Genomic DNA, 21,909 nt, shown 5'->3' on the forward strand with positions numbered 1-21,909 from the left:
CACCATATCTTCGCTGTTATCCTCTGCCTATATGTATTTTCTTAACTGCGAAATTCTTCCCTGAGTAAGACTCATCATTTTAACAATGATCACCACCATCTGCTTCTGTTTTTATTAAGGAACTGAGTGCTTCCAGCTCAGAATCCATCCCTTTACCTTCAACGGCTTAATGGGTTCAGCATCCTTCATATACCAACATATTTCCATACATTGGAACTATCCTGCCCGTTTTTAATAAAAGGGCGTCTACCGCCATCGATGAAATTATATCGGGAATGTAACAATGTTCTTATCATCGCATTGCCGGATTCCTTTATGTATGTTTCGCTTTGTCATCAGATATTATAGTTTTCTTGCCTTAATCACAAAAGTTACTGGAAACATCTTTGCTCTCTTTGCCAGATCGCTGTTATCGTCCCGCGATTGCATCATCTCATCGTCAGTTTGCTCAATCATTTGCTCAATTACAAATCCCGCTGTCGCCAGCGCGTTCACATAGGTTGATAGCTTGCGATCCGCTAATAATAATTCACCTTCATCAACAGCTACCGGATACCAAGCTTCATCGAAATAACTCTTTCTAAAAACAAACCTATCATTATCTTCAGTAACACATCTGTGTATAGGATGAGACCAGCTGAAGATAAATACACCATCTTTTTTAAGGTAAGAAGCGATACGGCAAAAGGTACCTTCAAGGTCGGTTGTCCAACCGATGGCATAAATCGAATAAACATAGTCAAAATAATCCGCCGGTATACCGCATTCTTCTTCCATGGGAGAACAGATCAATTTTGCCGATAGACCGAGTGACTCCAAATGCTGCGCTGCCTTTTCGATTTGTCTTTCCGATATATCCACAGCCCATAGTTCAGATGCGTTGCGTTCAGCTTGATACTGCAAAGATTGACCATTGCCGCAGCCGATCTCCAGTAATTTTTTTCCTGAGATATCGCCAAAAAGCTGGTATTTTTCTTCTGAGACAAACGCACCATAGTTAGGAAGCACGATTGCTCTTAAGAAGTCATTGCCTTGTGTATCCCAATAGAAGCTGTTTGTATTATGAACAACATTCATATCCATGTTTTCCGAAATGGCAGCACCAACTTCGCCAGCGCTAATAATGATTGGTCTATTTACAGACTTCTTGTCCATGAAGACACCTCTCCAGAAATGTATTTGTAGTTTATCAAACTGATAAAATATTCAAGAAATGATTCAACTATCCTGCCCGTTAGCTTAATGAAAAAGCTATAAAATTTTAATTAGATATCTATCTAATCGGTAATAGGAACATGTTTTTGTCCATTCCGGCAATCGGTACAAGTTCTTGTCCTTGAATCGGGACACGAACTTGTACCGATAACATAAAAAAGCCGCTAAAATAGCGACTTTCAACGGGAATGTGTTCTTTGTTCCCCGACATCTTCTATATAATTGTGCCGATTGCCGTATTAGGGCTCCCACTGCACGCCATATTCCCGTAAATTAACAAATTGTTATCTTTATCATAGATTAGAAAATGTCACTCTTTCGGAAATATTTTTACTTATTTCTTCAGGATTTTCAACACCAATGATTAACTTTGATATTTTGAACTTACCAACTTTAAAGTTATTCAAATCTAAATGAAGAGTTTCAAGCTCATTTTCAAAAAAGTGCAGTTGATAACCACCATTTGATCTAAATAATCCATTTCTCATTCCTCCTAATAAAGCACCATATAGTTTAAAAGCTTTTGGTATCGGTCTACCTGTTGTTATTCCCTTGATTGAAGAGTATGGAATTTGTAACCCTTTATCTAATTTTAAAAAGGGTGAGTTTCCAAAGTCGATATTTACGTAGGTTTCCATTAGTTGAATTTTACGTTTCATATTTTGATTCCCCCATTTTCAAATAATCCATTTATTTAATAACCCAATACTAGAAATACCTTTTTTATTCATAAAAGTCTAAGCTCTGCCCGTTAGCTTAATAAAAGGACGTCTACCGCCGTCGATGAAATCATATCGGGAATGTAACAATGTTCTTATCATCCGTCGGCTGACTTCACCCATGTCCGAAATCGTGAAAATTCCAGCCAGTTTACCCGGAAAACGATTTGTTCGTAAAGAAGGGTGCTGGGATGCTAGAAGAATCGAAGTAAGGTCACGCAGTTACATTTGACATAACGGAATATCGAATTTTATGAAATATTCTTATCAATATTTAAAAAATATAGATTTTGGTGTTACTTTTTTTATTGCAAAATGATGCATGTGTCATTATGATTAAAATGACACATGGATCATTTATTTTGCTGCAATGAAAGGAAGGAGTATATGTCACCAAAACTGACCGATCGCCGTAAGGAACAGAGGCGCCTACAAATACTGGATGCGGCCAAGTGCGTTTTTGCAAAAAAAGGTTATGGTGCGGTTTCACTGAAGGATATCATCGAGGAAACCGGTATGAGCCGAGGGTGGATATACCTGTATTATCAAACAAAGGATGAGATTTTCGAAGCTCTTTTGGATCATCAGGATAAGGAGCATGAGGGATTTGTTGAAGAGCTGATTGAAGCTTCGTCATCGATCTGGGAAGTCGTAAACACCCTTTACGCCCAGCAGTTGGAAGAGCTTCAGCTTCTCGACAACGGCAGTTTGCTGCCTGCTTTTTACGAGTACTTTTTGGTTGGTTGGCGTGACCCCTCACGTAGAAAAATGCTTGAAATCAGATACGAGAATGGAATCCAACGTTTCGCCGAGCTGCTACAGCTCGGAATCCAACGTGGCGAGTTCTCCCCGGTCATGGATATCATGGAAATCTCCAGATTGGCCTCTTCATTCCAGGAAGGCATCATGACGCACTCCATTACGATCGGTACCACGAAAGCGAACACGAGCAAACAATTTAACGCCCTACTTCGCTATCTAAACAATCTACTTCAACCAACATCCGTCAAAGATCCAAAGCGAGAGGGTTCAGAGGAGGAAATTTATTGAAAACGCTTCTTAGAAATCCTACGTTCTGCAGACTGTTTTTTGCGACATTTACATCCCAATTGGGAACGGTGGTTGGAAACATGGCCTTTGCATATTATCTCGTGGATCGATTTAGCGAGCGCCCTTCGCTTGCCACGACTGCCGAGCTGATGTATTCGCTTCCTACCCTAGCTGTCTTTTGGATTGTCGGAGCTGTGGCCGATCGTTTTGATCGTAAGATTATTGCTGTATACAGCGACTGGATTCGAGCAGGGTTGACCTTGCTGCTGCTGTTGTTCGTTCATTACGATCTCATCTTCCTTTGTTTTATAGTACTGTTTTTGCGTAGCTCAATATCAAAATTTTTCGGACCATCAGAGATGGGGTTACTGCAAGGAAGCATTGGCAAAGATCAATATGTTCAGGCCTCCGGTCTAAACCAGATTTTGATGGGTATGTTCATGCTCTTTGGCATAAGTTTGGGAGCAACAGCCTATCATTTTATTGGAATTGAAGGCGCTATCATTATAGATGGAATTAGCTTTCTGATTTCGGGGCTATTGCTTGTCTGGGGTGACTTCCCCGAAAAAGCCCGTATTCCTAACGGTAAGAGCTCCGTTCGCGAGCTTCGTTTCTCGGTACTCCTAAGTGATTTTTGGCAAGGACTTCGTTATATTGCAAAAAGCCGAATATTGCTTGTACTCATTAGCGGCTTCATGTTCTTCGGTATCGTTAATGGCGTTTTTGCCGTACTACCCATTTTTGCCATGAAATATAAGCTTAGTCCGGACAATTATGTTGTCCATTCTTCGTTGATCACCGTTTTTCTGGGCATCGGCTTCCTAGTGGGCTCAATTCTCGGGCCTCGTCTAATCGCTCGCTTCACGCGTGCGCCAATTCTGATCACTGGTCTGTTCGTATCTAGTATACTTATCGGAGGCTTGGGCCTAGCGAGCCAAGTCGAATCATATTTTGTAATCGTACTCCTCGCGGGGATAGCGATTGCGCCGATCAATATCGCATTGGGTAGCTGGATGCCCGAATTGGTTCCTCCTAAAAATATGGGTCGCGTCAATGCCCTGATTGAACCGGTAATGATGCTTGGGCATTCCATCGCGCTGGGCATAGTAGCCCTTGCCTTTCCTGCCTGGATATCAGTAACTGGGTTACATTACATGCTAGCTATATGCACGGTTGCCGTCAGCTTCTTCTATTTGATTTCACTGCCGCGTTTAGTAAGAAAACATTCGGTTCGAGCTGCCACGGAACGCTCTACAGAGAGCGGAACAGCCTAACTGGATTCAACAATCGACTTCTAATTGCTATAATCGGGTACCCGGGTCGAGTCCATTTCCTTCTTTGGATCAAACGCGCTCCAATGGTAAAGAAAATATCTGTACCTAAAGTCGCTAGTAGGCGACAAATAGCTGTCCCGATTCCCATTGATCTACTAGCTCCAGTCACTATGGCAATTTTATTTTTATTAAACTAACCTGCCCGTTAGCTTAATGAATAATCTATCAAATTAATTACTCACTATATCAAGAAAGTTCATACCTTTGAACTACTAAGAGGCACTGCTCCTTTTTTCATAAATAAACCAGATAATAAAGCTGAAGAACCAAAGAATAAATTAGACTGGTCTTGGTCGATTTCTCGCATTTCACGAAGTTCAACAACATCGTAATTATGGAAGACTTCAATTAATCTTTCTTTGGTATATCCCAAACCACCTCTTAAGGATTTTTGCCTGTAAACCTCCCAATCTGACATATCCGCACCACCATATTTACCACCGACTTTAAAACATGTGATTGCAAAAGCACCGGATGGTTTAAGTACTTTGTTTAATATGCTCAAGTAATTTATTCTCCGGTGTGGAGGCACATAATGAAAACAGCCAGAATCATAAACCAAATCATACTCTGCTTCATTAAAATTCAAATCAAACATATCACCTAAAATTAAATTCACCTTAACATTTGCTTCTGTAGCACGATCATTTGCCCATTGAATAACCTCAGAGGAAATATCAACTGCGTCGACCTCCCAACCTCGGTCTGCTAAGTAAATAGCATTTCTACCAGGTCCGCAACCTAGGTCAAGAGCTTTTCCCGGCTTCAAGAGACCAGTATCCATGTATTGTACTAAATTTTCATCGGGGGCATTGGCAAAGAACGGGACCGGTTGCTCCCTATTAGAGTAAAAAGAATTCCAACTAAACTTTGATTCTTCTCTTAACAACTCATCTAGCATAGTAAGCACATCTTCAACACTATGTATTCTTTCCTTCATACTTTGCCACCTCCAGTAAGTATTTCTATACTATTTTACCATTAAAGGGGGTATTTTATGGAAGGAATTACAAGACCTTATAATAGACATTGGAAAACCCCATAGGTTAACTGATGAAATTCTTGGGGGTGCAATTTTTATGGCGACAAAGGGTCAGGAGTTTAAGGTTTTAAGCGAAGTAAGGGGCTGTCAATAATTTTGTGTAAACCTCGCTTGCTCCGTTCTTGCCATGGTCCGACTGGTGCAGGGTTGTCCGCCTGATTCCTATTCCCCGAAAATCCTCGGGCGGACCAAGGAGCGTGGTAGCGTATCATAGCGTGAATGCATTGTTATGTGCTGCTTCCGACCTCTTTAAACCACACCCAAATCCTGTTAAGTTCGATCCCAGTCTCAAGGATCGTCATCATATAAACATCAGGGTTGGAGAGCCCCTTCCAATCACTAAATCCAAACTGTTTATCATAATGCTTTATTATCAATGACAGCAGGTTCCCGTGAGTAACAACTACAATATCCCGATATGTATTATCCAATAGTTCTTGTATGACTGAAACACCACGCTGCATTGCTTCCCTCGACGACTCGCCCCCTGGGAGCTTTTTATCTAGGTCGTCAAAGGACACTCTTAGTGGTGACATCCAGTCACTTAAATTCTCTGAAGACCAGGAGTCTACTAAGTTGATTCGATTGATTAATCCCTTCTACTGTCAATTGAGCATCCGGATCTTGTCCGGTTGCCTTACAGAGCCTTATAAGAAATATCCTCTTCATTGAAATCCCCTTCACTCGGCAATTGGCACATAACCTCTGTGTATTCACGAACCCGAGAACCTTAAGCCCCAACGGGGCGGCCGCAGCGCGGTTAGGTTCGCAGGGTTGCCCGCCTAAATCAACTTCCCCTAAATCCTCTGGCGGACCGAGCAGCCGTTCAGACTTTGATGCGTGAATACAGTGTTAGGAGATGTAAACGACATCTTCGAACAACACTCACCATTGTTATTCATTCAATTCTAGTAGTTCGGATTCATATCTTATAAATAGTTCTTTCAAAGTTTCTAAATTTCTTTGTTCTGTTGCATGGATTGCATCAATCAACGATCTAATTCTTGAAGTCATTATGATGATATAACGTGCTGTACCAGGCTTTGGGTTCCAAAAAGTATGTGGAGTTCCACGGGGTACCACCACTGCTTGGTTAGCGTTAACTTCAATTTCTTTATCTCCAACTTTAAAACCAAGTGCGCCTTCCAATATGTACCAAGCTTCATCATCGTTATGATGTATATGTAATGGTGCAATAAATTGAGGTGTATCACCTAGGGATGTACCTGAAGCAGTCCACTCAGCAATTGCCAACCTTGAATTTTTTGGTTGAAGGATGTATCCATTATCAAGTGATGCAATGAAGTCTACTTGTTTCATTATCACTGGCTCCTTAAATTGTCTTTTCGTTGATTACATCTAACGTTTCCGTGTTCACGAACCCCGAAGGGGTTGTCTGCTGAAACTCCTCTCCGAAATCCCTCTCGCAGACCTAGGGCTCCAAAGGAGCCCTAGCTTGAATATTATGTTATGTGAAGTATCTGCCTTCCTGGCAATTCAGAGTATATTCATTTCTTTTTCAGTTCTTTCTTAGCCTCATCTCTAATAATTTGAATACATTTCTTGACTGCACCATACCATCTATCAAAGTCTCCAACATAATCACCATTACTGCTCTCTTGTTCGATATTTCTTACAAGTTTCCTCTAATGCTTTCGTCGATCTATCAGAAATTATAAAAGCACCTGAAGCATAAGTTTTAAATATTTGTTGTTTTGAATTACTAAAATTCTTCCATAGTTCATCATGGACATCACTATTAATTTTCTTAATTTGTATACCCTCATCAAATAGCTCGCCAAAGTAATATTGTAAATAGGATAGTTCCTCAATAATTTTTGAGTAAGTATCTGCCTTTCTTTCCCACCACTATTGAGTATAAAATTGCTTCATTGATAATCTAACAGTAATAAATGAAGTTACAATAGATATTAATATTCCTGGGAGTATTTTAGAAGTTATTACATCAAAGATAACGGTCATCTCAATTCCTCCATTGTTTGCGGGTATTTCACATAACGTCTTATCTACGAACTTCGCAAATAACCCCAAAGTAAAGTATTCGCGTAAGCATTGTTTTATCCTTCCTGTCCTTAATGAATTAGGGCTAATCGGTAATCGGACCAAGTTCCTGTCCATTTCGGCAATCGGTACAAGTTTTTGTCCTTAGCTCGGGACACGAACATGTATCGATAAAACAAAAAAGCCGCTATAATAGCGACTTTCAACATAATTGACACTAACAAATCTTTACTGGAAAATAGTGTGTCAAATCAAGGTTTACATTAAAAACAAGGTTGAACATTGGTTCGTCAAGGCTGCATGGCAAAAAAGCCTCACATTCCATTTCAGGATTCTAAGGCTTAGGATTTATTTGATAAAAGCATGCATCGCATTTTTTAACTGATCTAGCGCCTGCTGATATTCAAATTTTTCTTTTTCGTTTAATGCAAACTGCTTACGTACAGTTAGATCATTCTGTAATTCATTTACCAATTCGGATATTTGATCTTTGGGTTTTAGTAGCGTTTGTTTGGGTAAGCCTTCTTTTCCAGACTGTACAGTGAGCTCTCCCTTGTTGTCTACTTGACCGACAAACACTTGGTCTAGTGTTAGGTCTAACTTTCGAAGCTCTTTGTAGAGCCATTTTTCATCGTAGCCTGATGCCCTTAGAGTATCGGGCAAAATATGTCCATCAATAATTATCGTTATTGGTTCACGTTCTGAAGAGAGCTGGTATCCGAGTATGTTAGCAGTAAGAGGCTGATGTTCTTTTTTGAGCATAACATTAATATCCCCACTCTGCTCCATTACAGCAAACTCCACATCAGCAACTCTAAAAACATTTTTTTTGCGAAGTTGTTCCAAGAATTCATCTATGGTCAGGCGTTCTTTTTTAAGGTTCTCCCCCAGCAATACTCCTTTTTCCACTAATACGGTAGCTTTTCCATCAACGATATCACGGAACTTTTTATTTTTCATTGTGTAATATTCTGCTCCTGTTGATACAGCCACCCATACAAAAAGTGCGATAAAACCTAAAAACCAAGTATTATCAATATCTAGAGAGATGTAGCCCACCAAGTTACCTAGGGTAATTCCTGTAATATACTCAAATAAAGATAATTCGGAAATCTGTCGTTTTCCTAAAATTTTCGTGATAATAAAAAGAGTAGTTACGGCTGCCAATGTCCTGAGTGAGACCTCTAGCCAGTCAGGCATATTTATTTGCCCTCCTATATCGTTTTTATTGAATTGATTTCTCGATCCGAATTGACTTCTATGTGTGACTCCATTAACTCTTGTGCATCACAATTGTCAGGGTGGGAAGTACATTCTTCCCCCCCATATGCATACTATATAGGAGGGATGTTTTGCGAAAATTGTGGTACAGCATAATGTTTTACTAAATTAATTCAACTTATTCATTAAGTATGATCATTAAAGCTCTACTCCATATAACTACCAGCTCTTCCCACAGCTTGTTGTACATGTGAAGCAGATACAACGCCAATCCAATAACGGCTTTGCTGGGTTATTTCATTCGGCATTTTCCGTCCCTTTCTTATTGGCAATTTTCTAAAAAATTTTGTAAACGTTCCAGTTGCAATAGATGATGCCTATAATGCATTTCTACCAGCAAAAACACCACTCTGTAGCGTTTAACGCGCCTAAACCTGGATGAAGGATTTTATTCCCTTCCACCGCCTGACTCAAAGCGATTTCAGTACGTTTCATCCGTTCCACTACGCCACGGAGTCCTTCTATCAGCTGCTCCTTACTCTCCGGCTGCTGCGGTGTGTACTGTGGTGAAGCCGGGACCCGTATCCGAATGGGCGGAAGACTCCCAAGTTCAAACGCGGCCCTGCCATTCTCCGTTTTTTCCCCCGTGCTCACCAACACATCTCCGCTTCCCGCCAAACATTGGTCAGCATTACGCAGCTGCACGAATTGAGCCGACTGAATCAAATGCATATACATTTGCCCAATCGACCATTCCTCCTCGTTCGGCTTTGCATGTAGTTGCTCTATATCGAGGTTTTCCAGTTCAACTAAATACCGACCAACCGTCGACTCAAACGCCTGCAATGCTTCTGCTGTACTTCTCATATAAACAACACTCCTCATTCATCTTGGATATAATCCCAGTATAAAAAAACGCTCCTGACAACAGCATGTCAGTAGCGTTTTAAAATTTTTTCGGCCTCTTCCCGAATCCGGCAGCGTAAAGACTCCGGTTCCACAACCTCGACGTCTCCTCCCCAACTAAGGATAAGATGCAGCAATTCCTCCGGTGTTCGAACACGAAAGTGGATCCAAACACTGTCTAACCGCTCCTCGACCGCTTCCATATAAAAATTACCGGTCTCGACGATTTTATCGGCTATTTCTGGAATGGCCCGAATCAGCACGCGTTCGTTGCGGTCATCTGGCGGACGGTAATCGCTCAAGTTAAAGCCATACGGCATAACAAAGTACTTATCTAACACGACTAGTTCAGTCATTCGCGACAAACGGAAATGCCGTATATCCTGCCGCAGGTCGCAGCGTCCGATCAAAATCCAATTGCCCTGAACGAGCGCCAGTCCGTACGGATCGACCTCACGTATACTCTTCCTATTGCCGTCCGATTCCGGCATTTTTTTCTGGTACGAAATATTTATTTTTCGCCGCTCCAAAATCGCCCGCCGCACTTGTCCAAGATAGTCTTTTTCTCTCAAGCCAGTTAACGGTTCACTAGCTTGAAGAAGCCGCATGGTTTCCCGAACGCGTGCCGACTCATCTCGCACTTGCTCCGGCAGAATAGCTTCAATCTTGCGTCTGGCGGCCTGAGCCACAGTTTCGTAATTACCATCCAACCTCTGTTCGATAAAATCTGTTCCCATAAGCAAGGCCACGGTCTCTTCCGCCGAAAAACTGACCGGCGGCAGGAAATATCCATCGATCAGGGAATAACCCTGACCGGGAGCCCCCAATATTGGGACTCCCATTTCGCTCAGGGCTTGAATGTCTCGATATATCGTCCGCACGCTCGTCTCAAATAAAGAAGCCATATCTTCCGCTCTCAATACCTTGCTCCGTTGTAGTTCAAGCATTATGGCAAGCTGCCGTTCGGTTTTATTCATTTTTCTTTTCCCCCGCTGATCCATCATCCAGGTCCATTTAATTTATTCTAACACAGCAAGCTACCTCGATTACCGATAAAAGGGCATTTGATCCGAGACATGGGAGCGAAATTCGTTAGGGGCATCGTGGATAATTTTATAGAAAATGGAATAAATTAGGTGTGGCTACCTCAACCTCTGTTTCCGCACGCCTTCTAACGGCTCAATTAGCCACTCTTTCTTATCAGCGGTGCTTCCGCATGTATGTTGTTATCTGATGGATTTGCCTGCTATGTAACACTAAACTCTCTTTTACTTAATTTCTTAAATGCAGAGTAACCCTGATCGGACTTAATAAAACGTAATACTTTATCGGCACATTCGGTTGGACTCAATTTTTCCGTGTTTACTTCAAGATCATATTCATTATAGGAATATACTCTGTCAAACTGGGAATGTGCTAGTCCAATTAATCGATCTCCCCTGCTCTGCTCTCTTCTTGTGAGTTCTTCTTTCGAGCATCGTACGCCTACAAACAATATAGGATGATCAACAAGTAAATCATAAAAATCATTAAACGACTTGTCATTAGCGATTATGGTATCTACTATTACATTAAAACCAAATTCTGATAACAATTTAATAGTCGAATGGTACACTGAGAATATGGAATGATCAACGATTTGTGAGACAACTTGGTGATCTATTTCTCTTGGAGGATCATCTGGAAATTTATTATTAATAAAATCATTGTAATTATTAAAAAAATCATCAATTGATAAATGATAAAAAGGAATCTCTTTCTGATTTATCAGTTCTGTCGATATGGAGGTCTTTCCAGAACTTGACGTTCCGTTCAAAAACACAATGAGTCCTTGCTTCACATGAATCACCCTTATCTATAAGATTTTCGTTTCATTCATACAACCTTATTTCAACAAATTTCATTAAATTATCCAACTAATAAAAAATTCGAGGAACGATTCAACAATCCTGCCAGTTAGCTTAACGGACGACAGCAGTTTATGCGGGGATGTAACGATTCCTCTCTGTTATGACAAGCTTATCTAGCGGAAGCCTGTGTCTTGCCGGCTTTGGCCGATACGGAAAAATACCTCATCTCGCTAGGTGTGACAGGCTTTGGTTTCGGTTCACCCAACATTTTCTCTGGTACGCCGTCTAGACCTTCATCCGTGCAGTCCTGTCTATATCTCCCCTCCTCCAACTTCATGTCGATAAAATCAACAACTTGCTGCAGTGAAGTGATCTGGCTGACAATATTTTCACGATGACTTCTTAAGAGTTCCACAAGCTCCGGATATTCCGCGGGATCAGTATCGGCCGAGACCGCCAAAAAAGGCCGAATTTCCTCTAGCGGCATCCCCGTTTTTTTCAGGCATGCTATTAGCCGGATCGTACTGATGTCCTCTTGCCGGTAGATGCGGTGCCCGTTATCCTTCCGCTCTGCACGAGGCAGCAGCGCGATCTTTTCGTAATAACGGATTGTATCCTCAGTAATTCCGGTTTGCTTAGCGGTTTGCTTTATCGTAAAGCATTGCTCTTCCTTCATCCTGTTCCCTCCCTAAGATCGATTTTTGTACATTATATATCTTGAAGCTGACTCCAAGTCAAATCTCTTATCCTTGGAAAAAAGCTTTATTTTCGCGTCTTGACTTGGAGTCGACTTCAAGTTTTAGAATGTGGACTATCGAATCAAATATCCCGATATAAAAGGAGATGTACAATGAACAAGGACCAACCTGAACATATCGCATTGATTACAGGTGCAAGTGCCGGGATCGGGCTGGAACTAACACGGAAATTACTGTCGGAGAACTACCATGTGGTTGCCGTAACCCGTTCTGATTTTCCAGCCGACGATAGGAGTATTCAGAATGCGGTCAAGAACGGATCGCTTCGAATTTATAAAACGGATGATCTTTCCGATTATGCCTGCTTGAGACTTACTATGGAAGAGATCAAAAGCAAGGAGCAGCGGATCGATATTTTGTTCAATAACGCTGGAGGGTCTTTTCCCGAGCTGAGTTATTCGAAACAAGGACGCGAGAAACATTATGAAACTGATGACTGTCGTTCCGTATATTATTCTGATGGAATTGAAGGAACTCATTGAAATCAGTCGTTTAAAAACGGTAATCAATACCTCATCTTCAGCTCTAAAATTTACAAAAGAGTTTTAGATCGAAGTCCTGGAGCAGCCCAAAACCTTTCGCAAGTTGCTTGGTCCTTACGCGACCTCAAAGCTAGCTCTTTCTCTGTGGACTCAGGCCATCGCTTCGCAGCTCGCCAAGAATGGTATCAAGATCCGTAGCGTTGACCCGGGTAGCAACAATACACTAAGAAAAGGGAAACAATCCGGACTGCCCTTTTTGGTTGAAGTATTGATGAAGCTATTTTTCTCGCCTCCTACCCTCGGCGCCAACAAGCTGTATGAAGGGGCTCTCGGTGAACACCGTCATGAAAGCGGCGTGTTTTTGCTAAAAGGGCGGGTAGCGGAATTAAAGTTTAGAGACCAGGCGCAGAACGTTTTGGAAAGGATTCAAGCGATTTATGAAAACGAATTTCTCGTGTCTTGAAGCCCAGACCTTGAACAGGGTACTCCTAACCTGCCCGTTAGCTTAACAAAAAGGAGCAGCTGCCGACTGGCAAACTGCTCCATTCTATTTTCACCTAACGTTTTCCGTTAGTTCAATGCCATATCATTAAAATTAAATTTCATTGTATATTCCTCTTCAACTAAATCGGTCTCACCGTTAACTAAAAGAGATGAGAATTCTTTAAAAAGCTGTTTTAACTCGGTATTATCATTAATTAAATTAATGCTTCTTCTATATTCATTTTCGTCCTTATATTTTGATATTTCAATCCACTTACTTTTATCTTGATTACTATTTATACAGAAGGAATGAAAATCTATGTAAGACGCATAAATCTCTGCTGATTTTTTTTGAATATCTAAGTACTCTTCTATTCTATCAGGCTGAATTTGATAATGATAAACTTTAACAAACACTGGCTACCACCCCTTTTTAACCACGAACCTGCCCGTTTGCTTAAGGTCCAAGTAATAACTATCAGTTCGTGACCTTAAGCTATTCAATTATAACTTCATTAAAATGCTGCTTTTCATACAATTCTTCAATCAACCTTACTCCAAAAGCCTGCCGAACCATTTCATACCCTTGATCAAATTATTTCTTTCAATAATACTTTTCTAATTCGCTCTTTCTCTTTCACTCATATCAGAAACGCGAACTTGATAAGTCATTTCAAAAATCATATTGCACCTCCTATTTCTACTGAATTAATTATAGAACAAGCGTTCTTTTATGTAAATATATTCAAATTCCTCGCTAAACTAACCTACCCGTTAGCTTAATGAACTGTTAGTTCGCTTATTTCAAATTCTGCCGGCTATTGTCTTTCCGCGGCACTCTCCAAACTACTAATGTATCAATGAAAGCAGGGTGACCAGCTATTGTTAATCAATATTGGACTCCCATCATTCCCTCTCTCAGGGAACCCACTTGATTATTCAAAGTAAGTGGGTTTATTATATAAATAATTTCTTTTGCATTACATAAGGTTTTCAAAATATTGATCTTCAATTACCGGCAATCTGAAGGGACTTTTTTCAAATAACCTATATATTAAAAGGAAGCGATAATGTGGATCAGATCGATAAAAACATCCTGTTCCATCTGGAAAATCAAGCCAGATTGTCCATGACCGAATTGGGAAAGCTAGTGGGGCTATCACAGCCAGCCGTCACGGAACGTGTGAAACGTCTGGAAGAAGGCGGGGTGATAGAAGAGTATCGTACCGTTATCAACCCCCAAAAATTAGGCAAACAAAGTACATCCTATCTACTTTTCCGGACCAGAGAATGCCATGCTTTCCTTGATTTCTGCCGTTCCTCGCCTGAAGTTGTAGAATGTTATCGCGTAAGCGGGGAACATAATTATTTATTAAAAGTCATGACAGACTCCATCGCGGACCTAGAAGCGTTCGGAGATCAGTGTGACAAATACGGGACCTACACGACGCTTATCGCGATGTCTTCGCCTATTGCACATAAAAACCTGATTGAAGGAGCCGATCTCCTCATATGAGTATTGCGCATTTATTCAAAGACCGGCCGGCCATCTATCGGTTACATGGTTTGGGTCGGTCTTTCTTATAAAGCAGGAAGCCGTTTTGCAACGGATTCCTGACAATTGGTCTTTGTCGATGTAAAATATGCTTTTAGCGAGTTCTAGGAAATCCGTGTTTTTTGGCAGTCCAAGCTACAAGAAGGGTAATTAGCAACAAGAGAACTAACGAAACTGGTAGGAATCTGGCTCCGATCCAATCAAGCAAGATAGCACCAACAATTCCTCCCCCACCTATTCCAAGATTCCACGCCGTTACAAGCATGGATTGAGCGATATCCGCACTTTTGCCTCCTGCATGTGCAATGGCTGTCTGTAGTAATGTGGCTGCTCCTCCAAAGGTCAATCCCCATGCGATGACACCGAAGATGATGACGGACGGCTGATTTATCCAGATACCCATTGTCGCTGAGGCAAGGGCAAATATCGCAATGCTTGATAAAACCAGTATTCTCAAATAACGATCAATCAGCAACCCAATTATCCAAATGCCGATCACTGAAGTCACGCCGAATATCAGCAGAATCAGATCAACTCTATGGGACAGCGCCGTCTCGGCAAGAAAAGGAGAAATGTAAGTATACAAAATATTGTGAGCCAGTACCCAGGCGAGAACCACAAATAAAATGGATCGAATTCCAGGTATGAAAAGAATTTTATACAATGGGAGTTGATCCTGAGCGGGCTCTCCTTCATAGTCCGGCACCTTCCAGAGCACCCATGCGATGAGGGTTAGCGTCAATATGGACACTATCCCAAAGATCAGGCGCCAGCTTACAAATGTTCCGAGAAAGGTTCCTACGGGAACCCCAAGCGCCAATGCCAAAGGAGTGCCCACCATGGCCACGGCCATGGCTTTTCCTTTTAACGACTCAGGCACCATTCGGCGTGCATAACCTGCAGTCATTCCCCACAACACCCCCGCAGCTACTCCTGCACAGAAACGTGCGATTAGCGTTAAAGCATACATTGAAGATAAGGCAGTCACCGTGTTAAATACCAGAAAACCTATGATACAGAGCAGCAAAAGCGGTCTTCGTCTCCAACCTCGTGTTGCCGTGGTCAGCGGAATGGCAGCCAGCAGGGAGCCCAGTGCATATAACGTAACCAGTTGTCCGGCCAGCGCCTGCGTTACACCAAGATCAATCGCAATCTGGGGCAGTAGCCCTGCAGGCAGACTTTCTGTAAGTATGCAAATAAATCCTGCCATGGCTAACGCCAATAGACTTGCCCAGGGAAGGCTTTCCTTTTTGGTGTCGGTGTCATCTTTGACAGAATACGATTCGTTCGAGATCACAAAAATTCTCCTTTTTACTGTATTTTGAGATAGCTCAAATGCCCACTTGCTATCTTTCATAAGCTTACACAAATGAGCTCTCATTTTGCATAACGTATTAAAGGTAGTTAAAGCTTATCACAAGGATAATCCATTAATTTTGGATTTTTTACTTTAAATTTAATGGTCTTCTATATTTTAAGCTACTATGGCTGCGTTAACCTTCCCGTAAGTTGAATAAAAAAGAAGCAGCTGCCAACCGGCAAACTGCTCCTTGCTGTTTTGAACTAACGTTTCCCGTTAGTTTAATAAAGATAACCTAATAAATCCAAGTCTCCCTCGATCCATTCTCTCTTACCTACTTCCTTTATCATTAATTCGTTCACTGACTCATAGCCTATTCCTTTAATAATCTGAGATTCATTATCAATTTTCAACCATCTACACTTGTTTTTAACTGTTTTATATCCATTATTCAAATATAAGGTCATGTTATCTGCAAATAAAAGTATAAAATCTATATTTCTTACTTTAGAAAACTTATCAACTTCTAATAGTAACGTAGTACCTATTCCTATAGAACGAGTGTTTTGCGAAACACACAAATCAATTATACCTAATACTTTTATCGGTTCTCCATTTAGACTCATCACTCTGTAATCTAAACCCACATGTCCCACGAGTTGATTTTCTTGGTTGAACGCAAGAAATCTCAAATGCGGCAATTGCTTAAAATAAATCCTATTCGTTGGATAAATTTTTGGAAAACTGTTGGTTAATAAATCTTGTATCATTGCCTCCAGTTCCCTATTAATATCATATTCAGGCACCTTTTTTATTCTCAAATTACCTCTCCTACCATTCATTTATTTGTATAAAAGGATGCTAAACCCTTTCTGCTAACTCTCCGCCAATAGATCAATGAAAGAGCAGATGACAAGCCTCTGATAAGCTGCCAGCTTATTTCATTAAGGTAATGTTTCCCGTTAGCATAATGAATACTGTTAGTTCGCTTATTTCAAATTCTCCCGGCTATAGTCTTTCCGCGCTACTCCAAACTACTAATGAATCAATGAAAGCAGGCCGACTATGCACCCCTACTCCATCGAGAAGGAAACTCCTCTTTATTACGTTCTGTGTTCGATGTAAGATGAATTTAAAATACACGCTCCTTTTATATTTATTTGTAATACATATTTTCGCATCTAATATCTGTTATACTTTGGATTTCCTTATCTTCACTTGATAAGCTGCGACCATGAAAAAGAAGATAATGCACATCAAACTAAGAATTGCCGAGCTCAAGGCACCCGTGGGTCCATCACTTGCCTGCAGCGACTGCACCGAAATTTGCGGCAAGGAACCTGGGCTGCATTTCTTTACGAAAAAACAATAAGAACTGCCTCACTATTGCACCACCTTCATAAATAAATCTTCGAGTGTGCTGTGGCCTGCTTCAAGTGAACGAACATGATGCGGTGGGATACAGCGTCGGTCATGATCGCAAGAGAAATGTTCCGAGTAATGGATGATTAGGCACTGCTAGAGCCTCGCGAACGTAATGTAATCGACTTGGACAGGCTCTGCTGATTCGATCCGAAGTGCCCGGTTGATCTGTCCTCGGTGATATTGCCCATGTAAGAGGACCTGTAACAAAATGTCCCGCACGGACGATCTGAACGTAACCCCGGTCTGGTTCGTATATTCGATCACCCCGTCCAACTCAGATTCTTCAAGTTCTTCGATATAGACGCGATATTGCTCGGCGTTTTCTTTGAACATCGTCCGGATTTCCGTAAGATCTTCCGCTTCTTCCCATAACGAATATTGTGCACTGTCCTTGCCTTGCAATCGGGACAGCCAGATTTGTTCTGCGACCGCGACGTGGCGAACCAGCTTCAGTAGGTCCCTGTTCTTCATCTTACTCTCCTCAAGCGCATCCATAATTTGCTCGTCCGCCCAGTACAGGTGATCCATCATGCATTTGATCGTCTTCATTTCGGTTTCCTCCTCTGCCCGTTAGCTTAACGAAGAAAAAAGGAGCAACAGCCAACCGGCAACTGTTCGATGGTTAAATCAATAGACGAGAAACTAGTGAGTCAGCCTCATGATTATACCCTAATAAACGAAGATCATTGGCAATTCGATCAATTAAGGTTTTATCACCAGAGCAAGTATGTTGAAGATGGCGAACGAGAGCTAACATGTCTATAATTTCATTAGACACTGCTGGCATGAATTGTTTGATACCTACTGAATCTAGAGTATTTACAGTTACTTGGAATGATCTTTCTATACGAAGATTGTTTATATAGGTAAAAGGCTTCCCTATAGGCAATATGTTGAACCTATTCTTTACTTCATTTAACACTCTTCCTTTTTCGAACTTCCACCGATCATGATCAAACCATTCTGAATTACTATCCCTATTTTGTTCTTCTTGGAGATGACTTAAGTACTGATCTTCATTTTGGAATTCATTCCATGCTAACGATTCATTGTAAAAGTGAAGTGAAAAAAAATCATTTATATTCTTCGCAACTATACGAACACGTTCATTATCCATAGGAGATACTCTAACTACTAAAGCTTCTTCTAAATCCTTAACTACTCCAAAATCCGTTAGGAGTGCAAAGTGTATTCCGTCTCCACCAGTGCTGGCAAATGGAATGCTGTCTACGGGAGTACAGAAGTAACCATCTTGACTATAATCTAATCCGAGGAAAAGTCCTGATGGTTTTTCTAGATATGCAACCTCATTTGCAAAATAACCTTCCCATTCCACAAGTTGTTGCAGCAATTTAGGTGCCTTGTAGTTGGAGTTCATATTACACCTCGCAGTGTATTTTTATTTGAATGTATGTAATTTATAATTAACAATTTAACAATAAAATTTTTGTAGAATTAATGTTTAGGAACAACATCTTATACATTCGCCAATTTGCCTATAATTCCCCTTTTTACTAGACAGGAAAATTACTTGTCCCCCGTAAACTGTCGCCTATTCACTAAATACATCTTCTCCCCATGTTAAAGCTACCGGAATCGTTAATTAGAACATGTCGAAAGAGTCCCAATAATTAACCCAATTTCGGTATTGGCTATACTCGATCTTAAAATGCTTCCCTTCAGGTATGTAATAGGCGGACGGACGCAATTTAAAAATGATGACCTCTTTTAAATTTGATAATTAGGTGAATCAATTTCATATCCGCCTTTTTAATGAGTTATGAAATTGATTCAGGTAAGTAGCGAATTTTATTATCTTGGAGATGGAGATGGAATCTTGTATCAATCGTATAATTTGGGCAGTCGTACCCTCACTAGTAAACTCAAATTTTAACGTAAATATAGAAAATGGAGCAGATGCCAATCGGCATCTGCTCCATTATGTTTTCAATCAACTAAGGTTTCCCGTTAGGGAGCGAAATGATACTAATTATAATTTGGTGCGTTGCAAACACTTTAGAAAAGTTTAATTCACTAAGATATTTCTTTGGGTTTTGAATTCTCATAGTAATCTTCCCATAGAGGGCTGATGTATTTTTCTAATGATTTTACGATATCATCTCTTCTGCTCTCTTCGACATTTACAGTGTCGTTTAATATATCATTTCTAATTCGTATGAGTACAAATAAAGGAGGTAATTCAGCCTCGCGGAGAGCCTTAATCATGATATCTTCTTGTGGAGAAATATCCATAACATATATCTTCCTTTCTATAGATAATACATACAAATATATACCAGTATACCAGTGATTTCTGCCATTTTCTATTTCATATACCTCAGTAAAAACTAGTTCAAGACGCAGTTTTGATCATTATCAAAACTGCAAATGGGGCGACGCTGCAGCCGATTCTTGAGGCAATGCATCAATGGGGACAGCGTAGACTACGGTAAACTTTTTTATTGTTCTTTTCACAGATTACTCGTACTTGCTTATTTAAATGACCTAACCCCAGTTTAAATACTGGGGTTGGTGGGATATTACGCCTGAAGACACCGTAAAGCAATACTATATCTATTCTTGCCTTGTAAAAATAATTACCGTTTCTATAACAATTTATAAATAAGGAACTATTGCTCGGTTAAGAACCTTTCTTGACGAAATTTATATTAGGGTGAATTTTTTAAACCACCTTTATTTTAACCCCCTACTCCTTAACTGTTTCCAAAAAACAAAACCCAATAGTAAGTTATGTTCATGCTGGAAATAGATCACTTGGCAAAAAATGCTTTTAAGTATGGGCAAGCGAAAACCATCCTGTCTTCCCGCACTCCTCATAAACATGACGTTCTCGCGGACGGCCTAATATTGAAAGGTGCAAATGCGGCAGCATTATCTAATTGAAATAAAAGGAGTAGTAAAAACCAAAAATGAACAGACGACAGTGTGCAAGATCTAACATAAATGAGTCCCTCTAGATACATATATTTTTCATTGAATAGGAAATGCTAATGATGTGAAGGAGGATTTTTATGCTTAATGTTAACAATTGGCTTGGACACCTCGCGCATAATTATGTCCTAATTGTGGTTGGAGCCATCATTTTCTTTGCTGTTAAATCAATCCTTGGAATAATGACGTACCATCACTACAACAAAGAATTAGAACATTTACACAAGAAGATAGACCTTCTCTTAGCAAAGAGATCTGACGAATGACAGATACTTACATCCATGAATTTTATTAATATCCGGTCGCTTAGATTTTGCATTTTGTTCAGTAGAATCTGCATCCTAGCACGTGCGGTCCTCTTTTTAGCGGTCAGCAGGAGTAAGATAACTTCCCGCGCAGAGAACCTGGCAGCCAAATCCATCCAGATTGCCATAGGTGTCGTTGTAGCATTAGTAGTGAGATTTGGTATAACTTGGCTCGCTGACAGCATGATCGGACTGCATATCCCGCAGTTTGCGGATACAGCGCTGTTCCTTTCCATTACCTTTTTCAGCTTTTTCCTTTTGATCTCCGCGGTGATGTCCTTGTGAGCATCAAAGGAATTGCCATTTTTGCCTTGATTCTGTTCTTGGGGGCACCCCTGCTTGCTGTAGCTCCGGAAATGATGTCTCCTTTCTACCGGGACTGGGTGTACACATGGCTGCCGATGCGTTTTATGGTGGAAGGACTTCGAGACCTGTTCTTCTTCGGCAAAAGACTGAACTGGAATCATGCTGTATCCACTCTTACTTGGATCGGTCTGGGGAGCGCTGTCGTCATCTTGGCTTCCGCATGGAAGCCGCGAGCGGCTGAACAGTCATATAAAATTGAAGGGTAGTATAAAGATGCATGCGACTGGTGGGACTGACCTCTTAATGTGATACAAATTAAAACACCTTCAAGAAAATTGAACCATTTCGTTAGATATGGAGACAATCTTGAAGGTGTTTTTGCATTGGCAGCAAAACCGGCTGTATAGCCACAGCCGGCTCTCTGCTAATCATGTGTGCTAAATATTATGGTGTGGGAAAGGGAATGCTCTGCGCCGTTTCAATCTGCTGCAGATCGACGCTGAACTGTTCCTGCACGCTGAAGGGATGATACAATCCCTTGGCAATTGCATATTCGGTGATCTTCTCATGCGTATCGATCGCCTGTTCCAATTGACGTTCCAGAACAACCTTTATTTCCGGGGTGACGCATTCCGTTACGGCCATTGCTAAATTCCGGACGCCGCTCTTGGCCGTAGCCAGAAAGTCCATTGCGATCACATCATCCGTCATCTTGTTCATGCCAGTCATGTATTTCAGTACGGGATTCATTGCAGCGTCTCCTTTCCTTTTGTCAGGATCTCAGCGAGCTCGACCAGCTGATCGGATGACATGGCGGCATCCTCCTGAAGAATAAGCTTCAGCTCGGGGTCCATGACCAGGGCCTGCATCGTCTTGGACTTCGTCATGCAGACCGTCTTGAAGGCAGCAATCTCATGCACCTCCAAGGCTTCATGCATTGCATACGTTGGATTCATCTAGATTTCACTCCCTCGTTTAATCAAG

22 protein-coding genes and 3 pseudogenes are annotated in these 21,909 nt (G+C 41.0%); 6 read left to right on the top strand and 19 right to left on the bottom strand.

Annotated elements, in window-relative coordinates:
• Positions 1–342: 342 nt before the first annotated feature.
• Both BM415_RS07930 and BM415_RS07935 read right to left on the bottom strand, forming a co-directional pair.
• A complete protein-coding gene (locus BM415_RS07930; protein WP_091156585.1) occupies positions 343–1,155 on the bottom strand; it encodes a class I SAM-dependent methyltransferase in 813 nt (270 codons plus the stop codon).
• 353 nt (positions 1,156–1,508) lie between these two features.
• Positions 1,509–1,874: a hypothetical protein gene (locus BM415_RS07935; RefSeq protein WP_091156588.1), complete on the bottom strand. Its 366-nt coding sequence runs from the start codon at positions 1,872–1,874 to the stop codon at positions 1,509–1,511.
• Positions 1,875–2,321: 447 nt separating this feature from the next.
• Between BM415_RS07935 and BM415_RS07940 the strand changes: the two genes are divergently transcribed.
• Positions 2,322–2,984 (top strand): TetR/AcrR family transcriptional regulator, encoded by a 663-nt coding sequence (locus BM415_RS07940; protein WP_170862400.1) that lies wholly within the window; start codon positions 2,322–2,324, stop codon positions 2,982–2,984.
• Positions 2,981–4,258: an MFS transporter gene (locus tag BM415_RS07945; RefSeq protein ID WP_091156593.1), complete on the top strand. Its 1,278-nt coding sequence runs from the start codon at positions 2,981–2,983 to the stop codon at positions 4,256–4,258. Before BM415_RS07940 ends, BM415_RS07945 begins: the two co-directional genes overlap by 4 nt.
• Positions 4,259–4,343: 85 nt before the next feature.
• On the opposite strand, the pseudogene BM415_RS25465 reads toward BM415_RS07945, so the two are convergent.
• The 9 genes and pseudogenes from BM415_RS25465 to BM415_RS07985 all read right to left on the bottom strand — a co-directional run.
• Positions 4,344–4,436, bottom strand: a pseudogene (locus BM415_RS25465) (oxidoreductase); the annotation flags it as partial.
• A 78-nt stretch (positions 4,437–4,514) separates the two neighbouring features.
• Positions 4,515–5,258: a class I SAM-dependent methyltransferase gene (locus tag BM415_RS07950; protein WP_091156596.1), complete on the bottom strand. Its 744-nt coding sequence runs from the start codon at positions 5,256–5,258 to the stop codon at positions 4,515–4,517.
• Between the two features lie 329 nt (positions 5,259–5,587).
• Positions 5,588–5,881 carry a histidine phosphatase family protein gene (locus tag BM415_RS07955; RefSeq protein ID WP_244533181.1) on the bottom strand — a complete coding sequence of 98 codons (294 nt, stop codon included), beginning with the start codon at positions 5,879–5,881 and terminating at the stop codon, positions 5,588–5,590.
• 373 nt (positions 5,882–6,254) lie between these two features.
• On the bottom strand, positions 6,255–6,680 hold the full coding sequence (locus BM415_RS07960) for a cupin domain-containing protein (RefSeq protein WP_244533182.1): 426 nt from the start codon (positions 6,678–6,680) through the stop codon (positions 6,255–6,257).
• Between the two features lie 1,050 nt (positions 6,681–7,730).
• Positions 7,731–8,582 carry a DUF421 domain-containing protein gene (locus tag BM415_RS07965; protein ID WP_091156598.1) on the bottom strand — a complete coding sequence of 284 codons (852 nt, stop codon included), beginning with the start codon at positions 8,580–8,582 and terminating at the stop codon, positions 7,731–7,733.
• Positions 8,583–8,925: 343 nt separating this feature from the next.
• A pseudogene (locus BM415_RS07970) lies at positions 8,926–9,470 on the bottom strand (DinB family protein).
• A 68-nt stretch (positions 9,471–9,538) separates the two neighbouring features.
• Positions 9,539–10,486: a helix-turn-helix transcriptional regulator gene (locus tag BM415_RS07975; RefSeq protein WP_091156601.1), complete on the bottom strand. Its 948-nt coding sequence runs from the start codon at positions 10,484–10,486 to the stop codon at positions 9,539–9,541.
• 269 nt (positions 10,487–10,755) lie between these two features.
• A complete protein-coding gene (locus tag BM415_RS07980; protein WP_091156604.1) occupies positions 10,756–11,349 on the bottom strand; it encodes a chloramphenicol phosphotransferase CPT family protein in 594 nt (197 codons plus the stop codon).
• A gap of 179 nt (positions 11,350–11,528) precedes the next feature.
• Positions 11,529–12,035 (bottom strand): MerR family transcriptional regulator, encoded by a 507-nt coding sequence (locus BM415_RS07985; protein WP_091156606.1) that lies wholly within the window; start codon positions 12,033–12,035, stop codon positions 11,529–11,531.
• Between the two features lie 174 nt (positions 12,036–12,209).
• Between BM415_RS07985 and BM415_RS07990 the strand changes: the two are divergent.
• A pseudogene (locus BM415_RS07990) lies at positions 12,210–13,062 on the top strand (SDR family NAD(P)-dependent oxidoreductase).
• Between the two features lie 107 nt (positions 13,063–13,169).
• Here BM415_RS07990 and BM415_RS07995 read toward each other — a convergent pair.
• Positions 13,170–13,499, bottom strand: coding sequence for a hypothetical protein (locus BM415_RS07995; protein ID WP_091156609.1), 330 nt, complete (start codon positions 13,497–13,499; stop codon positions 13,170–13,172).
• 655 nt (positions 13,500–14,154) lie between these two features.
• On the opposite strand from BM415_RS07995, the gene BM415_RS08000 reads away from it, so the two are divergent.
• Positions 14,155–14,598 (top strand): Lrp/AsnC family transcriptional regulator, encoded by a 444-nt coding sequence (locus BM415_RS08000; protein WP_091156611.1) that lies wholly within the window; start codon positions 14,155–14,157, stop codon positions 14,596–14,598.
• Positions 14,599–14,731: 133 nt separating this feature from the next.
• Here the strand turns inward: BM415_RS08000 and BM415_RS08005 are convergent, their stop codons facing one another.
• The 5 genes from BM415_RS08005 to BM415_RS08025 form a co-directional block, all read right to left on the bottom strand.
• The gene (locus tag BM415_RS08005) at positions 14,732–15,847 is read right to left on the bottom strand and encodes an MFS transporter (RefSeq protein WP_244533269.1); all 1,116 of its coding nucleotides are present in this window, start codon (positions 15,845–15,847) and stop codon (positions 14,732–14,734) included.
• Between the two features lie 371 nt (positions 15,848–16,218).
• The gene (locus tag BM415_RS08010; RefSeq protein ID WP_091156614.1) at positions 16,219–16,758 is read right to left on the bottom strand and encodes a GNAT family N-acetyltransferase; all 540 of its coding nucleotides are present in this window, start codon (positions 16,756–16,758) and stop codon (positions 16,219–16,221) included.
• 697 nt (positions 16,759–17,455) lie between these two features.
• Complete coding sequence (locus BM415_RS08015; protein WP_091156616.1) at positions 17,456–17,911, bottom strand: DinB family protein; 456 nt, start codon at positions 17,909–17,911, stop codon at positions 17,456–17,458.
• Positions 17,912–17,984: 73 nt separating this feature from the next.
• The gene (locus BM415_RS08020; protein ID WP_091156618.1) at positions 17,985–18,740 is read right to left on the bottom strand and encodes a hypothetical protein; all 756 of its coding nucleotides are present in this window, start codon (positions 18,738–18,740) and stop codon (positions 17,985–17,987) included.
• A gap of 656 nt (positions 18,741–19,396) precedes the next feature.
• Positions 19,397–19,615, bottom strand: coding sequence for a hypothetical protein (locus BM415_RS08025; protein WP_091156619.1), 219 nt, complete (start codon positions 19,613–19,615; stop codon positions 19,397–19,399).
• A 1,019-nt stretch (positions 19,616–20,634) separates the two neighbouring features.
• Between BM415_RS08025 and BM415_RS25470 the strand changes: the two genes are divergently transcribed.
• Together BM415_RS25470 and BM415_RS08035 are read left to right on the top strand one after the other, a co-directional pair.
• Positions 20,635–20,904 carry a hypothetical protein gene (locus BM415_RS25470; protein WP_244533183.1) on the top strand — a complete coding sequence of 90 codons (270 nt, stop codon included), beginning with the start codon at positions 20,635–20,637 and terminating at the stop codon, positions 20,902–20,904.
• A complete protein-coding gene (locus BM415_RS08035; RefSeq protein ID WP_244533184.1) occupies positions 20,901–21,191 on the top strand; it encodes an SNG1 family protein in 291 nt (96 codons plus the stop codon). Before BM415_RS25470 ends, BM415_RS08035 begins: the two co-directional genes overlap by 4 nt.
• A gap of 178 nt (positions 21,192–21,369) precedes the next feature.
• On the opposite strand, the gene BM415_RS08040 is transcribed toward BM415_RS08035, so the two are convergent.
• Together BM415_RS08040 and BM415_RS08045 are read right to left on the bottom strand one after the other, a co-directional pair.
• Positions 21,370–21,675, bottom strand: coding sequence for a spore coat protein (locus BM415_RS08040; RefSeq protein ID WP_091156624.1), 306 nt, complete (start codon positions 21,673–21,675; stop codon positions 21,370–21,372).
• Entirely contained in the window at positions 21,672–21,881 is a 210-nt protein-coding gene (locus tag BM415_RS08045; protein ID WP_091156626.1) for a hypothetical protein, read from the bottom strand. Before BM415_RS08045 ends, BM415_RS08040 begins: the two co-directional genes overlap by 4 nt.
• Between the last annotated feature and the right edge of the window lie 28 nt (positions 21,882–21,909).

Source organism: Paenibacillus sp. 453mf (genome assembly GCF_900116105.1).
In the GTDB taxonomy this organism is placed as follows: Bacteria; Bacillota; Bacilli; order Paenibacillales; family Paenibacillaceae; genus Paenibacillus; species Paenibacillus provencensis.